The following is a 15,959-nucleotide window of genomic DNA, read 5'->3' as shown; positions in this document are numbered from 1 at the left end:
CTCATTTATTTAGACCTGCTTTCCGAAAGATCTAAATTACTTCCATTCAACTCCTCCAATGCGCTTTCAAATGTTACTTCCTGCTCGACCACTTCAAAACCGAAGAATTCCTGTTCAAGTACCTCCTGCTCGGTCTGTCCGTTTTTTGCCTTTTCGGTCAGTTCTTTTTCAAAGAGCAGCTGTGCCTGCTTCAATTTCTTCAATTGCTCAGCTGACGGAGAAGAACGGTAATCCACGTGCTTTACTTCATATTGTTCCGTCACGCCAGGGAACAGCTGAAATTGAAAAGCTTTCTTCATTTTAATGGGAGGCTTATGCTGAAATAGAATAATGCCTGTATCAGCAGGCATTTGCATAATCTCTCCTGCCGTCATTAAATCACGCGCTACAAAGCCTTCATTTTCACTCATGCTGTTTGTTCGATTTTCCTTGCCATATTGTTTGGATTCTGATTCTGTATCGACTTTCACGGTCGTTTTATCAAGTAAATCTTTGAAATAAGTGGCTGTCGTGCGGTTCGCTGCATTCAAACAGATTTTGACGCCACAATTCCCTAAAATTGATTCGGCTTTTTTATCCCCGTAGCGATCCTGCAGCTGTGAAATCGTTTGGATAATCGTCGCAACACTGATGCCGTAACCTCGACATGTGGCTAAGAACTCCTCGTAATTATCGAATTTCCCGAGATTCACAAACTCATCTAAAATGAAATTCACATTTCTAGGAAGCTTGGCATGATGCTGTGCTGCAAATTCATACAACTCATTAAATAGCTGGCTGAAAAACAAATTCACTAAGCTTTGCCACGACTGGTCCATTAATGGAATGATGACATACAGCATGACTTTCTTATGACCAATATCCGTCAAATGAAAATCGCTAAAACTCGTAAACTCTGCAACTTCGCTATCAATATAATCGGCAATCGTCGTCAAAAGAGATACGATGATACTCCCTTGCATTTCCTGCTTGGCTTTCTTATAGCCAAGTTCATAAGCACGTCTTGCCGGGTGTTTAAAATCCAACTGCAGGAACTGCTTATCTAACTCACTTTCGCCTTCTCCTTCTTCTGAACCGAACGTTTGTAGAAACTCTAACAAACCTCTCATATTGCGATGCTTCGGCTCTAGCTCATGAATTGCATATAAGATTAGTGCCTTCAACAAAGCACGTTGTGAGTAATACCAAACATCCCGTTTGCCATCCTTATTCGCACTATCAACCATTTTCGTTGCGACAGTTGTTGCTTGTGTTTCCTTGCGTACATAATCCAGTGGATTGTGGCGATCACTTGCCTCCATGTTCATGAAATTAATGACGTGGAGTTCATAGCCCTGCGCTTTTTTGATAGCTGCCGTTTTTTCATACACTTCCGCTTTCGGGTCCGTAATGACGAGGCTATTTTCCGTTTCATACAACACATTCGTAATAACAAAGGACTGCGTTTTATAGCTTCCCGGACCACCGACCACCATAATATTCCGATTCGGCCTCGATTCATTTGGTTGAATCAAGATTTTTTTATTATACGTTCCTAAAATTGTTCCGTTCATTTTGGATCACGTCCTTCTAGTGAATGAAAAAACGCTTCCCTTACTTCTTGCTCCGACTTGGCGATAAAATTACCGTCTAAAATCTCCTTTTCCTTCGCCCATCGAGCCGATCCATGATAGGCATTTTTCTCATGAATTGCCCACCCATCCTTTTTGGTCTTCCTCTTGAATTGAATAAACGCACTATAAAACAAGTTGAGTATGGTTAAAATAATGAACAACGGATTCTGACTCGCAACATAGCCTTTAATCGTTTGAATTGGATGAAGAAAGACCTCTTGTATACTTCCAAACATGGCACTTGTCGTTAAATCAAGCTTCAATTCGCTCGCTAACAAAATCAAATCAATGAACAGTACGATGACGATTTCAAATACAAGAAAGCCAATAAAGACCCACAAAAGCTTTTTCATACGCCGTCCACCTCGGTCATATTGCCGATCACTTTAATATCTCCAATTAAAAATTGCTCATTGTTCTTTAATACCGATACTTCATACAATTGGCTGCCATGATTCACTAATGCCCCATCTAAAAAGTAATTGGTCGTCGTGTACACTAGAAACGTATGTGGCGCAGATGGATTCATATATACGTGCACGCTTTCCAGTTCGTTTTTCATGTCCACAGCAGGGGGAGCGAGTGAAGAAGCCCCTTTTAATTTATTCAACACGTCGACTTTGACCAAATTGGATAATTCATCGAAACGTGTGACATACGATTCGTTGTCGTAGTTCAAATACACATGAAACGTCTGTTCAACAAACTGTATTTCCTCCCCTGTAACTTGCAAGCCTGTCACGGTCGATAACTCATCTACTTTTCCTTTTAGTGCTTGAATCTTTTGGTCTTTCTTCCCGACCATATCTTTTAATGATGATTTATCTCCTGATAAAACAACTACAGAACCCGCTAAAATGAACACAGCTATTAGAAGAATGCCAATAACAATTGCTTGCTTCATCCCTCCTCACCTCCCACAAAATCAACAATGCGTCCGTATCCATATAAATGTTCTTGCCAGTACCGCTCGTTTAAATTGGTAAATCCGATTCCACCACCGTTTGCATCGAACATTTTCCCGTCGCCGACATACATCCCGATATGCGTCACGGGTCTACCTGCGTTATACGTTCCTGTAAAAAAGATAAAGTCTCCTGTTTGTAATTCGTCCGCAGTGATTTTTTCCGAAATATTGAATTGCTCTTGTGCTGTCCGAGGGAGATTGACACCAATTTCTCGAAAAGCCCATACCATCAAGCCGGAACAATCAAAGGACGTGTTCGGATTCATGCCTCCGAATTGATACGGATAGCCATCGAATTGTTGCATCGTTTCATAGACGACTTGAAAGTCAGCTGAAGCACTTGCTACATCAATCACTTGTCCGTCACGCATCGTCCCTACATAACGCTTCACATGTTCCACGTAAGTTGGATCCCCATAACTCGCCCATCCTAGTTTTTTTGCTTCTTGCTGGGAAAATGTTTGTGCCAATTCTTCTGAATGGACTCCTCCATTTTTAACAATGAAATCAATATAGCCCAATCCGTAATTGTAGCTTTGAATGGCTGTATCCAGATCCACATCACTTTTTCGCATCTTTTCTAGCACATTATTAAAATGAGACACCCCAACCTCAATGGAATACATCGGATCGGTAATCGTGTTTGGGGCTAACCCCACAGACTCACTAGATTGCATAACATCAAGGGATGCTGAGCCTCCACTTTCCTGCATCATAATGGCAAGAACAAGCGCTGTATGTTCTTCTAAACCATGTTCAGAAAGGGCTGTCTGAACAGCGCCTTCATATTTCAACACTTCTGACGAAAGCTGACTTCCGACCGTATAGCTTCCTGGAGGAGTTGAGGATTGTTCCGAAACTAAGAGCACTACAACAAGCGCGAGCAGGAATATAGGAACTAAAGTCATCCACAACAACTTGCGGCCGTCTTTAGAAAATACCAACCTCGCCAATAAGAGTTTCATGGATTCAGCCCTCCTTTAGCTCCTTTATTTTCGCCTCCAATTCATCGATTTTCGTTTGTTGTACTTTCAATTGATCCGATTGATTCGGTGAATCCTCAGACTGGATTGTCGTCATTTTCTCCTTCGCTAAGGCGATTTCATTCTTTATTTGTGCCAGTTCAATCGCGCTTTGCAACGTCGCATCTTGTGTTTTATTCAGCACTTCACGAGCCCCTGCCAGATCGCCATTGGCGATAAATGCCTGACCCATTCGCTGTAGTGTTCCAGCATCTGAAATAAACGGTAAATCGGCTGTCATTTGTGCTACGTCATAACTCGCGATGGCTTTTTCGTGCGCAAGCTTTTGAGTAAGCGCTTCTTCCTTTGTTGTGAGCTTTAAATCGAGCGCTTTTTTTTCATCCTTATTTGCATACAGCTGCGCAATTACTTGCTCTAACATCTTCGGTTCCGTATCGAGTGCCAGCTGCCATTCTTCTTGTTCGAGCAACTTCTTCGAAACATCTTCCGGTGAATGGCCTAACACAAGAAACAATGGCACGGCTTCTTTATAATTTCCTTTCTCAAAAAACGCATCGGCTTTCTGCTTTTTCTCCTTTGTTTCATATGTTGATTCAAGCTGACTAATCGCCAATTGTTGCTGAGCATTGGCATCAGTTTTGACATACCCAATCGCACCGAGTGCCATCACTGCCGTCAATACCACACTCAGTACCAATCGATTTTTCCACTTCTTCTTTTCCGAAACTTGTTCTTTTACATTGTGATAGGCAACAAAATCATAGGCCTCCGTAAGTAACGCTTGCATTTCCTCCATCGTTTTTGCAGATAAAATTGAACGTACCAGATCATTCGCTTTCTTTTCTAAGCGCTCAGGCTCTGTTAAACATTTTTCATATGGATAATTTGTTAAAATCATCAATATCAGAGCCTTATACCGTTGTAAATGCGTATACTTTTCTTCTTTCGGCATCACACGGTTGGCACGATAGCCGTATCGTATCGTTGACATGGGATGATAGAAGACCGTTGCTGGATGCAAACTGACGTGAAATGGATCCTTCGTCACAATCTCGTCTAACAGGATGGCTTGCGCAATCGCGAGCTTCACCACATACGTTTCTTGTTTAATCGCTGCGATGGGCTTTAAATGCTCAGAAAAATGAAAAGTGAGCACAACATGCCCATCTGTTTCTTCAATATTGTGCAATGAAAGAAAGGACGGATGGTCATTCGACGTCAAGTACGCTTTGATTTCTTCTAGCTTGTCATACGTAAACTCACTGCGACTCATGGTGAACTGCGCAAACTGCTCGGTAATTTTGATGCTACCAAAGGAAAAATTATAAATTTTGGTTAGGTTCATATCAGCACCTCCCAACATTTCTAAAATAGAGTTAACCTTAAAAAGCCCGTTTTAATAAGGTTTACTCATTATCCATCGTTCATATATGATTCCACCTAACAAATGTAGAAATTTCTACATTTGCAAAGTAGAAGTAACTGTTATTAGATTTCCTCCATATTCCACGCTTCTTGCCTTTCCAATTCGGTCATATGAATACGATCTTCATAATTTGGAACGTGCTCAGCACTCACTTCGTACACTTCTTCGTAACGAATCGGATCTTTCAAACGAAGCTCTTCTTCGGTTAATTCGACCCGCATAAAAGCTCGCTGCGTTCCATGAATTATCAGCGCCTCCCCTTGCTTTCTTCTTTCTAACAGCTTTCTCTCCTTATCACTAAATGTCATTCGCAACTTATGAGTGATGTCATCCACGCCTTTATTGTCTAACCCGAAAAACACCTTCGTATAACTATTGCCAATAATGGCTTCCCCAACGTTTTGTCCATTCGCCATCTGACCGTCCAAGACGTCCTGGATTTGCTGGGTCCCTGCAATTGCACCTGCATTGTACTTACGAAATCGTTTATATGCCTGGTAGAAAAAACTCGCTGCATCAGGATTTTGTGTTAAGAAATGAAACTCATCCACGAACAGCTTCACATTCTCCTCCGTATTTTCCGTAATGTTGTCCCATAAATAACTAAACGTATTTAAATAGGCAGCCCCTTGCACTTCTGCTTCGTTTTGTAAGGGCTTTAAATCAAAGGACAGAAGATCACTTTGTAAGTTAATATTCGTGTGTCCGTTGAAAATCGTTTTACTGCCGTTGACGTAGCTTTCCAAAATATAATGGAAATCCTCAATACGACCGTAACGATCTGCATCTGTCTCTTTTAACTGGGAAAGTGCCTCATAGACATCTGACAAGATGGGATAGGACGTACTTGGCACGTCACGAAAATTAGGAAAGTCATGGACCCCCGCATCGTTATACACTTGCCGTAGTGTTGCATCCAACACGGCTTTCTCTACTTGAGTGATGTCTTGCTTCAACACTTGAAAGAAGCCAAGTAATCGCTGGATCTTATCCTTTAAAATCATTTCCATGTCAGCCGTCGTTTCATCTGCTACATGCTCGGAGTACACTTCGAGCGGATTGATTTTTGTCGTTGAATTACTACTTAGGTGAACGACCGTGCCCCCTAAGTGCTCGACTATGCTCGTATATTCATTTTCAGGATCGATAATAAACACTTTCACGCCACGGGCAAAATAACGTAAAATCTTCTGCACCATATACGTTGTTTTCCCGACCCCACTTGTGCCGATCACAACCATGTTTTGATTCAACGTATTTTTGCGGTCCAAATAATCAATTGCAATTAAACTCCCTGTGTCTTTATTGACGCCCTCTACATCACTGCGTGGGTTAATCGTTAAGATTTCCGCATCATCGAACGGAAACATACTGCTCGCTGCCTCCGTATTGGATTGCTTATACGTGTAATCACCAAGCAGATTCTCTAAAATCGGCATGGCACTCCAAAACGTCTGGTACATCGCCTTAAATGGAGTCATTGCTTTTAACTGCAACTTCGTCAGTGTGTTTTGAACGGAATCACTGAGTGCATTAAGTGCCTCTAACGAATTCGCTTGCAAATAAATATAGGTATACTGATAAATATAGATTGATTCGTTTTCAAGAAATTTCATCAGCTGATGCTCGGCTGCCTCCACCTGTTTTTCAAGTTGACGCTTTTTCAAAGGATCAAATGTTTTCAACGCTTCGGCCTGCTTATTTTTAATTGTTTTATTGTAATGATCCACCATTTTATTCGCATTCGATGACTCTAAAAATTGAACAATCGTAATGTTGCCTTTCTTCCGCTTCAATTCAGAAAGCCAATTGCCATAACGGCTATTGGGATAATCAATAATGGCAATGACACGGATAAAGTTATCCCCTGATTCAATATGATCAGCATATTCCTCCCAAGAAAAAGGGTAAATCATATCTAAACTTGATCCATCCAATACCTCATCCAAACCCAATTCACGACTCATTTGCACTGGTTGCTTGCGTCTAAGCATCGCTTCCCCTCCCCTAATGGTTTGAAAAGTTGACTAAATGTTGCAAAACATCCCGACATTCCTTCGCGGTCAATTGGCGAGCTGTCATATCGTAGGTGCTTAATGTATTTTCAAGCTGACGGATGAATAGCGTCACTTTCTCCTCTAGTTCAATCGCCGTTTGCTCTAAGGACGCAAGATGCTTTTTTGGTATTTTTTCATGTAGTACCACAATGTGCCGTTTCGTGGTCATTTCCTGTGAGGAGGCGATGGTTGAAAACGTATCAACATAGCTCGCAATGAGCGAAAGCTTGGCCTTGTTATCCGGTTCCTCCTGCTGCACTTGTAAATAACGATGTTGCCAAAACAATACGTATTCACTAAAATCAACGGGCATCGTAATATCTAAGTACTGCTGAATCTCTCCGCTATTTTCACCGAGTGTAGACATCAGAAATGCATTGAATTCATCAAAAACATCTTCCTGTTCGGTAACGGTCAGCAAATCCAAATTGATGCCACCTGCTTGAATGAGTGCCACTAAATAACCTTGCTTCGTCACGAAAAAATCATTGTATTGCGCCTCAATTAACGACATCTCTTGCAGACTTTGTTTCCCGTTTCGAAGCATCCTTGGTTCATCTTCGAACACATAGGCTTCAATGGACGCTTTCTTTTTAGGAACACCAAATAATTTCTCCCACAAACACCTCACCACCTCATCTAAATAAACGCTCCTTCTTCTTTCTCGTGTAAAAGAGCTTTTGTCTCTGTTTATAATTCGTTCGTAATTTCAAATAAGCCTGAAACCGAATGTTTTGTCGATAGCGAATCGGGCGAGAGGAGAGAAATGCCAAAATTACAATGAGTGCAATTAAAATAAGCATCAACTTGAAAAGCATGAGCCACACATTATGAGGGGGTAGCGCAAGAACGATGAATCCAATCACTGTCGGAGGCAATAGGTAAATGGCAAGCTCTCGTAATGTGATTCCAAGAAATATGCCATAGCCCGACTCGACGTTTTCCGGAAAAACGAACTTCTTTCCTTTCTGTTCATTCATACAGATACACACCTTTCAAAAGTAGAAAATTCTACTTTTGTTAAGTAGTTTTTTATTACTTCTACTTATGTGAACAATGAATATACCCATGGTAGTAGCCATATGACGGCTGCTGCCAACCCAACCAGCGCACAAACACGACCGACACTTTTGAACACTTCATTTTTCTCGTGCGGATCATCTGCGGAAGGCATACGCTTGATGATAATAAATAAAGCTGCACAAATCCCGACTAAAACCACAAGCGCTGTCAAAATGCCTTTCACGACATTGGCTGCATTTGTGAGCTTAGCTTGGACTTGTCCAGCTGAGGCAAAAACGATTTCGGGTGTAACTGCTAAACAAATCACCAGAGCCAAAGCTGAGCCAAATGCGAAGCGCATTTTTACGTGTTGTTTTGTCATACACAAACCTACTTTCACTATTCATTTATCTCTCTACTATTCCTCTCGCTTCATTACTACGAATTGTTGGGGGACAATTTCCTTTTGTTGTTGCATATTCGATAACTTTCTTTTCGCCTCTTGAACGGTTGGAAATCCTTCTGAAAGCTGTTCGAGGTTGCCTTTCCTGACGCGTCCGATAAAGATGGCTTTCTGTTTCTTCTCTTGCTGCTCCACTTCAAACAACTGCAACTTCTCCTCGTAACGCTTCACGGCTTGATCCAACTCCATGCCGTACACGCTAAGAAATCCTTCTAAAAAACTCGTACCTGCAAAATTCACTTCAGCAAGCAAGCGACCATGCTTTCCTTGAAAAACCGTTCCATCTACTTGCTCCATCTTCTCAGCATCTTGAAAATTTCCTTGCTGCAGAAAGTGTTGGCGCAATTTTAATGGTTTTACCTCAATCTGCGCCTCTACTTCTTCCTGGATACGTGCTTGTCGAACAGACTCAATTGATTGCCCACTTTTCTCTCCACAGCACACCAAATGCCCATCATGCTCAATCTGAATAGGCGGATTACTACTCAACCATCGTTCTATCATTAAACGTATCACCTACTTTTATGTAGTATACAATGTTTCCCTGCTCTATAAGATAAAAATTGTCTAAATATTACCATATTTTAATTAAATACATATTCTTGTTATGATTGCAATAAATTTGAAATGTTATTTTATGGTTCATTAGTTATAACTAATAGAAGACGAGATGAAAAAAGGTCAACTTCTCAACAAAAAATTGAGAAGTTGACCTTTGGAGTGTTATAGCGATAGGTAAGCCTTTGAAGTTATCGCTAGCTTTTCCCCCACTTCACACCGTACGTGCGACTTTCATCGCATACGGCGTTCCAACTAATCCAATTCATTCACTATTTTTATGTATATGCAAGATGAAATGTAGAATCAGATTGCTTCGTTCAGGCATTGCTCACGCAATTCATTGACCTTTTTAAGTTGTTTTGCGTTTAACTTAAGAACGTTTAAAAGGACTTGTATTTTCTCTAGATTTCTCATGTGAATCAGACGATGAACAGGTTCGTGTACCATCATTAAATTCCCATATGAATCATCTTGTGTTAGATGAAACGGTATTTTATGATGACAGTGGAAGTCGTTCCGACCTAATTCAAAACCTGTAACAGCACATTTTCCGTATTGTGCAATAAATCTGCTAATCCGATTGTCATTATATTCAATGGAACGACTTGGTATATATTGCTTCATCACATAAGCGAGCACTTGTTTATTAATAGCTCCCAAACTTTGATGGATTTTATTTCTACCTACGGTAGTGTAGTTACAGATTGATTGAGAGAAATTAAGATTCACTTTACAACGTTGGGCATGAACGGGAACAATGACCATTCCTTTTATTTTATAAAGTTTACATTCGTACCCCTTATACCGTTTCTGTAAGGTTTTTGTGAGTTCCTGAAACGTTGCTTCTTTTCTCATTTCGTTTAAACGATTGAATAATGCTTTATTAAGACGACCGCTCAGCTCATTTAAGTCTTTTGTAATGTGAGATGCTGCGGAATAATAATTCTGTATTCCCATTATTACCGTATTGAATCGCCAAACATTTTCAGGTGATTGATGTTTCCGAATTACCTTAATTGCTTGTTTAAGCTTTATCTGTGCATTATCGAGTGACTTTTTGGTCATATGGGATCGGGCAACATACAGCGTTCTTTTATTCGTCCGCTTCCGATGTGCCTTAATACGAAACCCTAAAAACTCTGATGAGTTTTTCTTTAAGTTGACCACTTTAGATTTTTCCTTACTAATTTCAAGGTGAAGCCTTGTTTGAAGAAAATCCTTCACTGCATAATGCATTTTTATCGCTTGCGAGCGAGTACGACAAAGAATTTTGAAGTCATCAGCGTATCTCACAATATAGCAGTGTTTCAGATTCGATTTTTTCAATGCATTGTATCTGCCAGCATATGATTGATACGGCATTCGAGTTTCAAAGCTTTCCCATTGATGACTAACCCACCAATCTAGTTCATTTAATACAATGTTAGATAACAGAGGTGATAATATCCCCCCTTGTGGGGTGCCTTTGGTTGGGAATCCTTCTCCTATAATTTCAGCTTTCAAAAGGCGTGAAATTATAGAAAGTAATGCCTTATCACGAATACCAAGCGCCCACATTTGTTTTAATAGTTTGGCATGATTTACATTGTCGAAGAACCCTTTAATATCAACGTCTACACAGTGATATAAACACGCCCGATTAATCAGGGTTTCGAACCTGGCTTTAGCGTGATGCGTACTACGATTGGGTCTAAAACCATAACTGTGTTTATAAAACTTTGCTTCACAGATAGGTTCGAGGACTTGAAGAATACACTGTTGGAACAATCTGTCCCAAATAGTCGGAATTCCTAAAGGACGTGTTTTCCCGTTTGCCTTCGGGATAAATACCCGTCTAACAGCTTTGGGTGTATAACGCCTAAACATACGTTGTATCGTCGATACAACTTCGATAACGGATAATTGACTTATATCTTCAATCGTTAGTTCATCATATCCAGCCGTTGTACTGCCAGTATTTCGTTTAATATTACGATAAGCTAATCGAATGTTTTCATCAGATTGCATTAAATCGAGTAATCCATAAAAATTTTGACCATCAGCACTTTTAGCATATAAAGAATCAAAATGATATTGCATATCATAATACTCGTGGTGCCTCAGTTTCTTACGTTTTAACAAGTCGGTGGCTCCTTTGGAGCTGAACCTCTATTAGTCTTACAAGAACCTTATTAATCGTATAAGAACTGTCTTGCATGGTTGAATGAATCTTTCATTAGTCTAGTGGCTATCCCTCCACGTTCATTACACGCTTCGACGGTACTGTGCCACCACTTTCACTGATATGAAGAAAAGTTATATAGTCGCTAGTCTCACGACTATTTTCCTTTTCACCGCTTCACTGGGAGTAAGCCCTCCACGTTATCAGCTTACAACGTTGAATTATATCTATTATGGAACAAACTTAGGTGCCTCCTATGAGCCTGTTAGCATTGCATGTGCCTGTAACACAAGTTGGATTTTTATATTGCGGATTCTTACTCATCCAAAGCTAACCCTACATATGGTAGTAATTACATTTCTATAAAATGTGCGTCTAGACCCGTACATTCAGAGGTTCGCCAGCAATACAGTATGTGTTGTATTTACATTGCATTCTCACCATATCTGTTCAACCCAAGCATCATGATTTACACCACCCCATCGGGTAGGCTTTCGTCAGCCAAACTGTTACGGTAAATTCTCACGCCTATTAGCCGAGCTTATAACACGCTTTTTCTTACTAATCAGCGTGCTACTCGACGCAGGGGAAGCCTTTCAGAGCGTTACCCCCTCATTCGACTTCTCAATATAATCCTTCAGTTTTAGGGAACCTAAAACTGCCTAACCTTTACCGAAATTGTGTGACCACATTTCATTTGAGTTAGGAACATTTCGCACCCGAAAACGCACCCGATTGCTTAATGACATTCCACGCCAGAAATAGGCTTAAACTCAATTGATTTTGCTTGATACATTTTATCTTTAAATACATAGGTTATTTGAATATCTCCTAAATATCCTCCCGCCGGAGAAATTTGACCGCCTATTTTTGCGATAAGTTGGTTCTCTTTTATTTCAAAGTCGATCAAATTACCAAAATATATATCACTAAATAAATGTTTTTGTTCAATACCAAAAGGTTTGATTTCAATTTCACATTTTTTATCGTTGATACTAACACTTGCTTTGTTATGTGTTAACTCGGTTTTTACGTTTTTTAATAATATCGCCATTGGATTATCAACAAGCACCTCAACTGGTACCAAAGCCGACGTTTTACCAAGTGATTTCCGTTCTATATGGAAAACGTGTGCTTCACGCTCTAAAATCCCAGTACCTGTGCCTATAGTCAAAATTATAACCAATTCATTCTTTCCATCCCGATTGATATCCTTATAGATAATCTCGGGAGACCAAGCTGGGTTTGTAGTGTTCCACCAGTAAGGTTTTGAAAGGGTCGCACCCTGAAAGTTAATTTTAAAATCTGTATATAACCCATTTATCTTTTTCGCATCAATGGTAACAGCCCCGTTATTTGACTTAGCAATTTCGTCATATTCATTAATCATTGCGTTAGCCTTAGTTAAAACAGCAAAAAGAGAAATAGAAATGATTAAGATCAGAACCTTTTTCATAAGAGAACACCTCATTTTATTTTAGTGTTCTCAGTAGCTAACTCTTTATTCAACTATTCGCTATTCCGGTTCGATTACTGAAAAAGGGTGCAAATTCTTCTTCAAGAATCGCACCCGTTAGTTTGAATTTAAAATTAGTTCTGCACTAAAAAGGTACCACCCAAACTTTAAATCTATAATCATTACCTATTGTCCTTCTTGTGAAGACTCTGAATTCCTTCATCTCGGCAATTCTAAAAGCCAAGGAATAAGCTATTTTATAATCCGGTGTGTCATAACCATCATATAATCTTGCATACATTTCATTTCCTAGTGAATCGGCCCAAACATCTGCTTCATACAAGCTATCAAATATAATACTTTCTCTTTTCCATTGAAGTGTCATCTTTTAACCTCCTATCTAGAAATTGAAAGATGCGGCCGGATTGAAGCACAACTATTGGTTGCAAAAAAGCACCTCATAGAGATGCTTTTTAACTAATTGTACTTAGATATAAGTCAAGAGAGTCTTCTACTTCACGTTCTACTAATGCTATAAAATCGCTATAATCTTCTGTCGTATGTGCTTTGTCAAGAGCTTCATAATAGGCCAATCGATTTTCCACCTTAATAATGACAGGAGGAAATCCATCTTTCATTACTTCTAAATTCAGCAAAAGTCTAGAAGTTCGTCCATTTCCATCTATAAAAGGATGGATGCCAACAAAAATAGCATGTAACATCGCGCCACGCTCAACAGGATGAAGGTGAATTCCTTCGTTTCGATACCAATTCATCATTTGTTCCATTCTTTCTTGGATCAGATAATGCGCTGGTGGTATATGTGTGGCACCCGAAATAAAGACTTGTTCTTTACGGTAAACACCCGCATACTCTTCATGAATTCCTTTAAGTACTAACCGATGTAAATTTTTTATTTGCCATTCAGAAAGAGATTCGTTCATTTGGACAATTTCTTCAACATAACTAATGGCATCCCGATGATTGATAACCTCCAAATGTTCTCTCAGTGTCTTACCACCGATTGTAATTCCTTCAAGTACCACTTTCGTTTCGTTCATGGTTAAGGTGTTTCCTTCAATCGCATTCGAATTATAGGTCCATTCTAGAAATAACTTTTCCCGTAAACTTTTCAATGTATATTTAGGCAAGGGACGAGCAGCATCTAATTGTGCCTTCTTTTTATTAATAACTTCAAACAAATGAGTAACCTCCCAAGTATACAAGTAGAGTATTTCTATTATTGTACCGCATATTGGAAAAGTTCTATACCTTATTGATAGTGATCATACTTTTTAAATTATAACGATGAGGTTTAAGTTAAAAATTTCTTTCGAAACTAAGCATCTCCAAGTAACTTTTGTTCTGCAAACGCCCCCAGAGTGTTGAAGTAGAGGTCACATTTTGATAAATAAACCTCTTCATTGTAGTTGCTTGGGTACTATTACCACCTATTTGCATCAAATGGTAAGTTTCATTCTTCTTTCAGGAATAATGTCCTTATCTACCATTCAAAAAAAGGAATGCAGACTATTAAAGAAAAGATTCCAATCCCCAAAAAAATAGTTCCAGTAACAACGTTATATTCATTTTTCTTTCTTAGCTTAAACATAAAAAGTAGTCCCGTGGTCGTTGACATAAGAAAAATAAAAAAAAAACCGATAGACCCAATGTACATTTAATCCCCCATTTTTATGGCTTTTTGTTTAACTAAATGGCCCGTTTGCGATATTGGGGCGATTACTTGTGTGGAAAACGCCCCCACAGATTAACGAACTGGCTCAGTTACCCACCGAACTGATATCCAAAAACTGTGATCAAGTAAAATGTAAGTTCGATTACACCTAGAACAAGTACAACTTACGGTATGATTTTCTTATTTCCTTTTTCTTTTACAAGTCCTATTAAGCCAAAAACAAAAAATATAGGTGCTGTTATTATCGTTGAATACAGAAGTACAAGTATAACGAGGAAACCACCTGTAAAGTACAGAACAACTAGTGAAATTACTTGAATCACAAAGAATATTAGCATTGCTAAAGAAACTTTACCCATGGCTGTTCTTGGCAAAATATCACTTCTCTTAATTTAAATTGCCCATTTGCAATATAAACGAAATCGCTTATAAAACAACCTGTTATTGATTTAAATAGGTCATTCGCTTACGACCTTTAGGGATAACTCCGAATTTAGCGATTAAAAGAACCACTAAGAATACAAAACAACTAAAACTAGTGTTATTACTTGTAAGCATATTTGACTGGATAATTCGCATCGCAACTAAAACATTTAACATATAAGAAATTAGAAAACCCCCAAATGCTAAACACGTTATATAATTTCCGAATAACGTCCTTTTGTAATTTGATACCGCTGTTTTATTAGCTTTTCGGATAGTCAAAGTATGTTGCATTTGTCTAACAAAACCATATGTGAAGCCCGTAATTAAAAATACAACTACTACATAACCAATTATTTCATCCACCATGAATTCACCCTCTCATCTTTAAGTTTATACCAGTTATTTTTCCGAGATTTTTCTTCTGGTATTAAATTATCTAATGCTGAAAAAAAGAAAAATTCTTCTTCATGAATTGCCCCCGATAGCGGTAAATAATAATCTCATTTTAAATCAATCAATTCCAACCTTTGCATTTCATAACTAATTAATTTTTTGTTCCTAATCACGCAAAAATGATTACAATAATCTTCGCCATTTAAAATGTTTGGTAAATAGTGAGGAATCATTTCTCCTACACCGAAATTCACATCTCTCAATAGCCAAGTTATTTTTTTCCAATCAAGAATCCCCTCATCGGTTTTCTTAGGTGTTTGATAATTATAATTGTCTTCAATATCAACCAAATAAACATATAGCCCACCAACATAAGAATCATCCACTTCCCACGAAATAACCCCTTTGTCAATTACTTCATAGGTACTAATATCAATGTTTGTTTCTTCTTTCACCTCACGAATTATACATTCCATGGGTGTTTCGTTTTCATCTATCTTCCCACCGACACCATTCCAAAGTCCTTGTGTTGGTTTATTTTCCCGATTCAACATTAGTAATTCATCATTTCTTCGAACAAAACACAGTGTTTGTTTATACATTTTTTCCTCCAGTTTTGATTCAAGTATTTGGACCGATTGATGCATTGTCCTTATCACGCTAAATTCAATACTTATCTTTTTTCCAACGTTTATATTCTACAAATTCAGGAATACCGAAAATTGTTATCATATATAAAATAGGCACAACATAAT

Annotated in this window: 17 protein-coding genes; all 17 read right to left on the bottom strand. The window is 38.9% G+C overall.

Annotated features, from left to right (window positions below):
* Positions 1–5 precede the first annotated feature (5 nt).
* The 17 genes from ACRPI0_RS16910 to ACRPI0_RS16830 all read right to left on the bottom strand — a co-directional run bounded on the left by ACRPI0_RS16910 (position 6) and on the right by ACRPI0_RS16830 (position 15,806).
* Complete coding sequence (locus tag ACRPI0_RS16910; RefSeq protein WP_432356008.1) at positions 6–1,553, bottom strand: VirD4-like conjugal transfer protein, CD1115 family; 1,548 nt, start codon at positions 1,551–1,553, stop codon at positions 6–8.
* The gene (locus ACRPI0_RS16905; protein ID WP_432356007.1) at positions 1,550–1,966 is read right to left on the bottom strand and encodes a hypothetical protein; all 417 of its coding nucleotides are present in this window, start codon (positions 1,964–1,966) and stop codon (positions 1,550–1,552) included. Before ACRPI0_RS16905 ends, ACRPI0_RS16910 begins: the two co-directional genes overlap by 4 nt.
* Entirely contained in the window at positions 1,963–2,517 is a 555-nt protein-coding gene (locus ACRPI0_RS16900) for a hypothetical protein (protein WP_432356006.1), read from the bottom strand. Before ACRPI0_RS16900 ends, ACRPI0_RS16905 begins: the two co-directional genes overlap by 4 nt.
* Entirely contained in the window at positions 2,514–3,545 is a 1,032-nt protein-coding gene (locus ACRPI0_RS16895) for a lysozyme family protein (RefSeq protein ID WP_432356005.1), read from the bottom strand. Before ACRPI0_RS16895 ends, ACRPI0_RS16900 begins: the two co-directional genes overlap by 4 nt.
* Positions 3,546–3,549: 4 nt before the next feature.
* Positions 3,550–4,908 carry a type VII secretion protein EssB/YukC gene (locus tag ACRPI0_RS16890; RefSeq protein WP_432356004.1) on the bottom strand — a complete coding sequence of 453 codons (1,359 nt, stop codon included), beginning with the start codon at positions 4,906–4,908 and terminating at the stop codon, positions 3,550–3,552.
* 143 nt (positions 4,909–5,051) lie between these two features.
* On the bottom strand, positions 5,052–6,956 hold the full coding sequence (locus ACRPI0_RS16885; protein ID WP_432356003.1) for a VirB4 family type IV secretion system protein: 1,905 nt from the start codon (positions 6,954–6,956) through the stop codon (positions 5,052–5,054).
* A gap of 40 nt (positions 6,957–6,996) precedes the next feature.
* Positions 6,997–7,668 (bottom strand): TrsD/TraD family conjugative transfer protein, encoded by a 672-nt coding sequence (gene trsD, locus ACRPI0_RS16880; protein ID WP_432356002.1) that lies wholly within the window; start codon positions 7,666–7,668, stop codon positions 6,997–6,999.
* A 13-nt stretch (positions 7,669–7,681) separates the two neighbouring features.
* A complete protein-coding gene (locus tag ACRPI0_RS16875) occupies positions 7,682–8,026 on the bottom strand; it encodes a hypothetical protein (protein ID WP_432356001.1) in 345 nt (114 codons plus the stop codon).
* A gap of 65 nt (positions 8,027–8,091) precedes the next feature.
* Positions 8,092–8,409, bottom strand: coding sequence for a CagC family type IV secretion system protein (locus ACRPI0_RS16870; RefSeq protein WP_432356057.1), 318 nt, complete (start codon positions 8,407–8,409; stop codon positions 8,092–8,094).
* Between the two features lie 57 nt (positions 8,410–8,466).
* Complete coding sequence (locus tag ACRPI0_RS16865) at positions 8,467–9,015, bottom strand: hypothetical protein (protein ID WP_432356000.1); 549 nt, start codon at positions 9,013–9,015, stop codon at positions 8,467–8,469.
* Positions 9,016–9,375: 360 nt separating this feature from the next.
* The gene (ltrA, locus tag ACRPI0_RS16860; RefSeq protein WP_432356056.1) at positions 9,376–11,151 is read right to left on the bottom strand and encodes a group II intron reverse transcriptase/maturase; all 1,776 of its coding nucleotides are present in this window, start codon (positions 11,149–11,151) and stop codon (positions 9,376–9,378) included.
* A gap of 821 nt (positions 11,152–11,972) precedes the next feature.
* Complete coding sequence (locus tag ACRPI0_RS16855) at positions 11,973–12,689, bottom strand: hypothetical protein (protein WP_432356052.1); 717 nt, start codon at positions 12,687–12,689, stop codon at positions 11,973–11,975.
* 145 nt (positions 12,690–12,834) lie between these two features.
* Positions 12,835–13,074 carry a hypothetical protein gene (locus ACRPI0_RS16850; protein ID WP_432356051.1) on the bottom strand — a complete coding sequence of 80 codons (240 nt, stop codon included), beginning with the start codon at positions 13,072–13,074 and terminating at the stop codon, positions 12,835–12,837.
* Between the two features lie 88 nt (positions 13,075–13,162).
* Entirely contained in the window at positions 13,163–13,891 is a 729-nt protein-coding gene (locus ACRPI0_RS16845; RefSeq protein WP_432356050.1) for a Fic family protein, read from the bottom strand.
* A 658-nt stretch (positions 13,892–14,549) separates the two neighbouring features.
* On the bottom strand, positions 14,550–14,759 hold the full coding sequence (locus ACRPI0_RS16840) for a hypothetical protein (protein WP_432356049.1): 210 nt from the start codon (positions 14,757–14,759) through the stop codon (positions 14,550–14,552).
* Positions 14,760–14,826: 67 nt separating this feature from the next.
* Positions 14,827–15,177, bottom strand: a complete 351-nt coding sequence (locus tag ACRPI0_RS16835; protein ID WP_432356048.1) for a hypothetical protein — start codon at positions 15,175–15,177, stop codon at positions 14,827–14,829.
* A gap of 134 nt (positions 15,178–15,311) precedes the next feature.
* Positions 15,312–15,806, bottom strand: a complete 495-nt coding sequence (locus tag ACRPI0_RS16830; protein ID WP_432356047.1) for an NUDIX hydrolase — start codon at positions 15,804–15,806, stop codon at positions 15,312–15,314.
* Between the last annotated feature and the right edge of the window lie 153 nt (positions 15,807–15,959).

This window comes from Sporosarcina sp. A2, from assembly GCF_050858885.1.
Lineage (GTDB): Bacteria > Bacillota > Bacilli > Bacillales_A > Planococcaceae > Sporosarcina.
The sequence above is the reverse complement of the archived record's forward strand: the minus strand, read 5'-3'. Positions and strand labels throughout refer to the sequence as shown.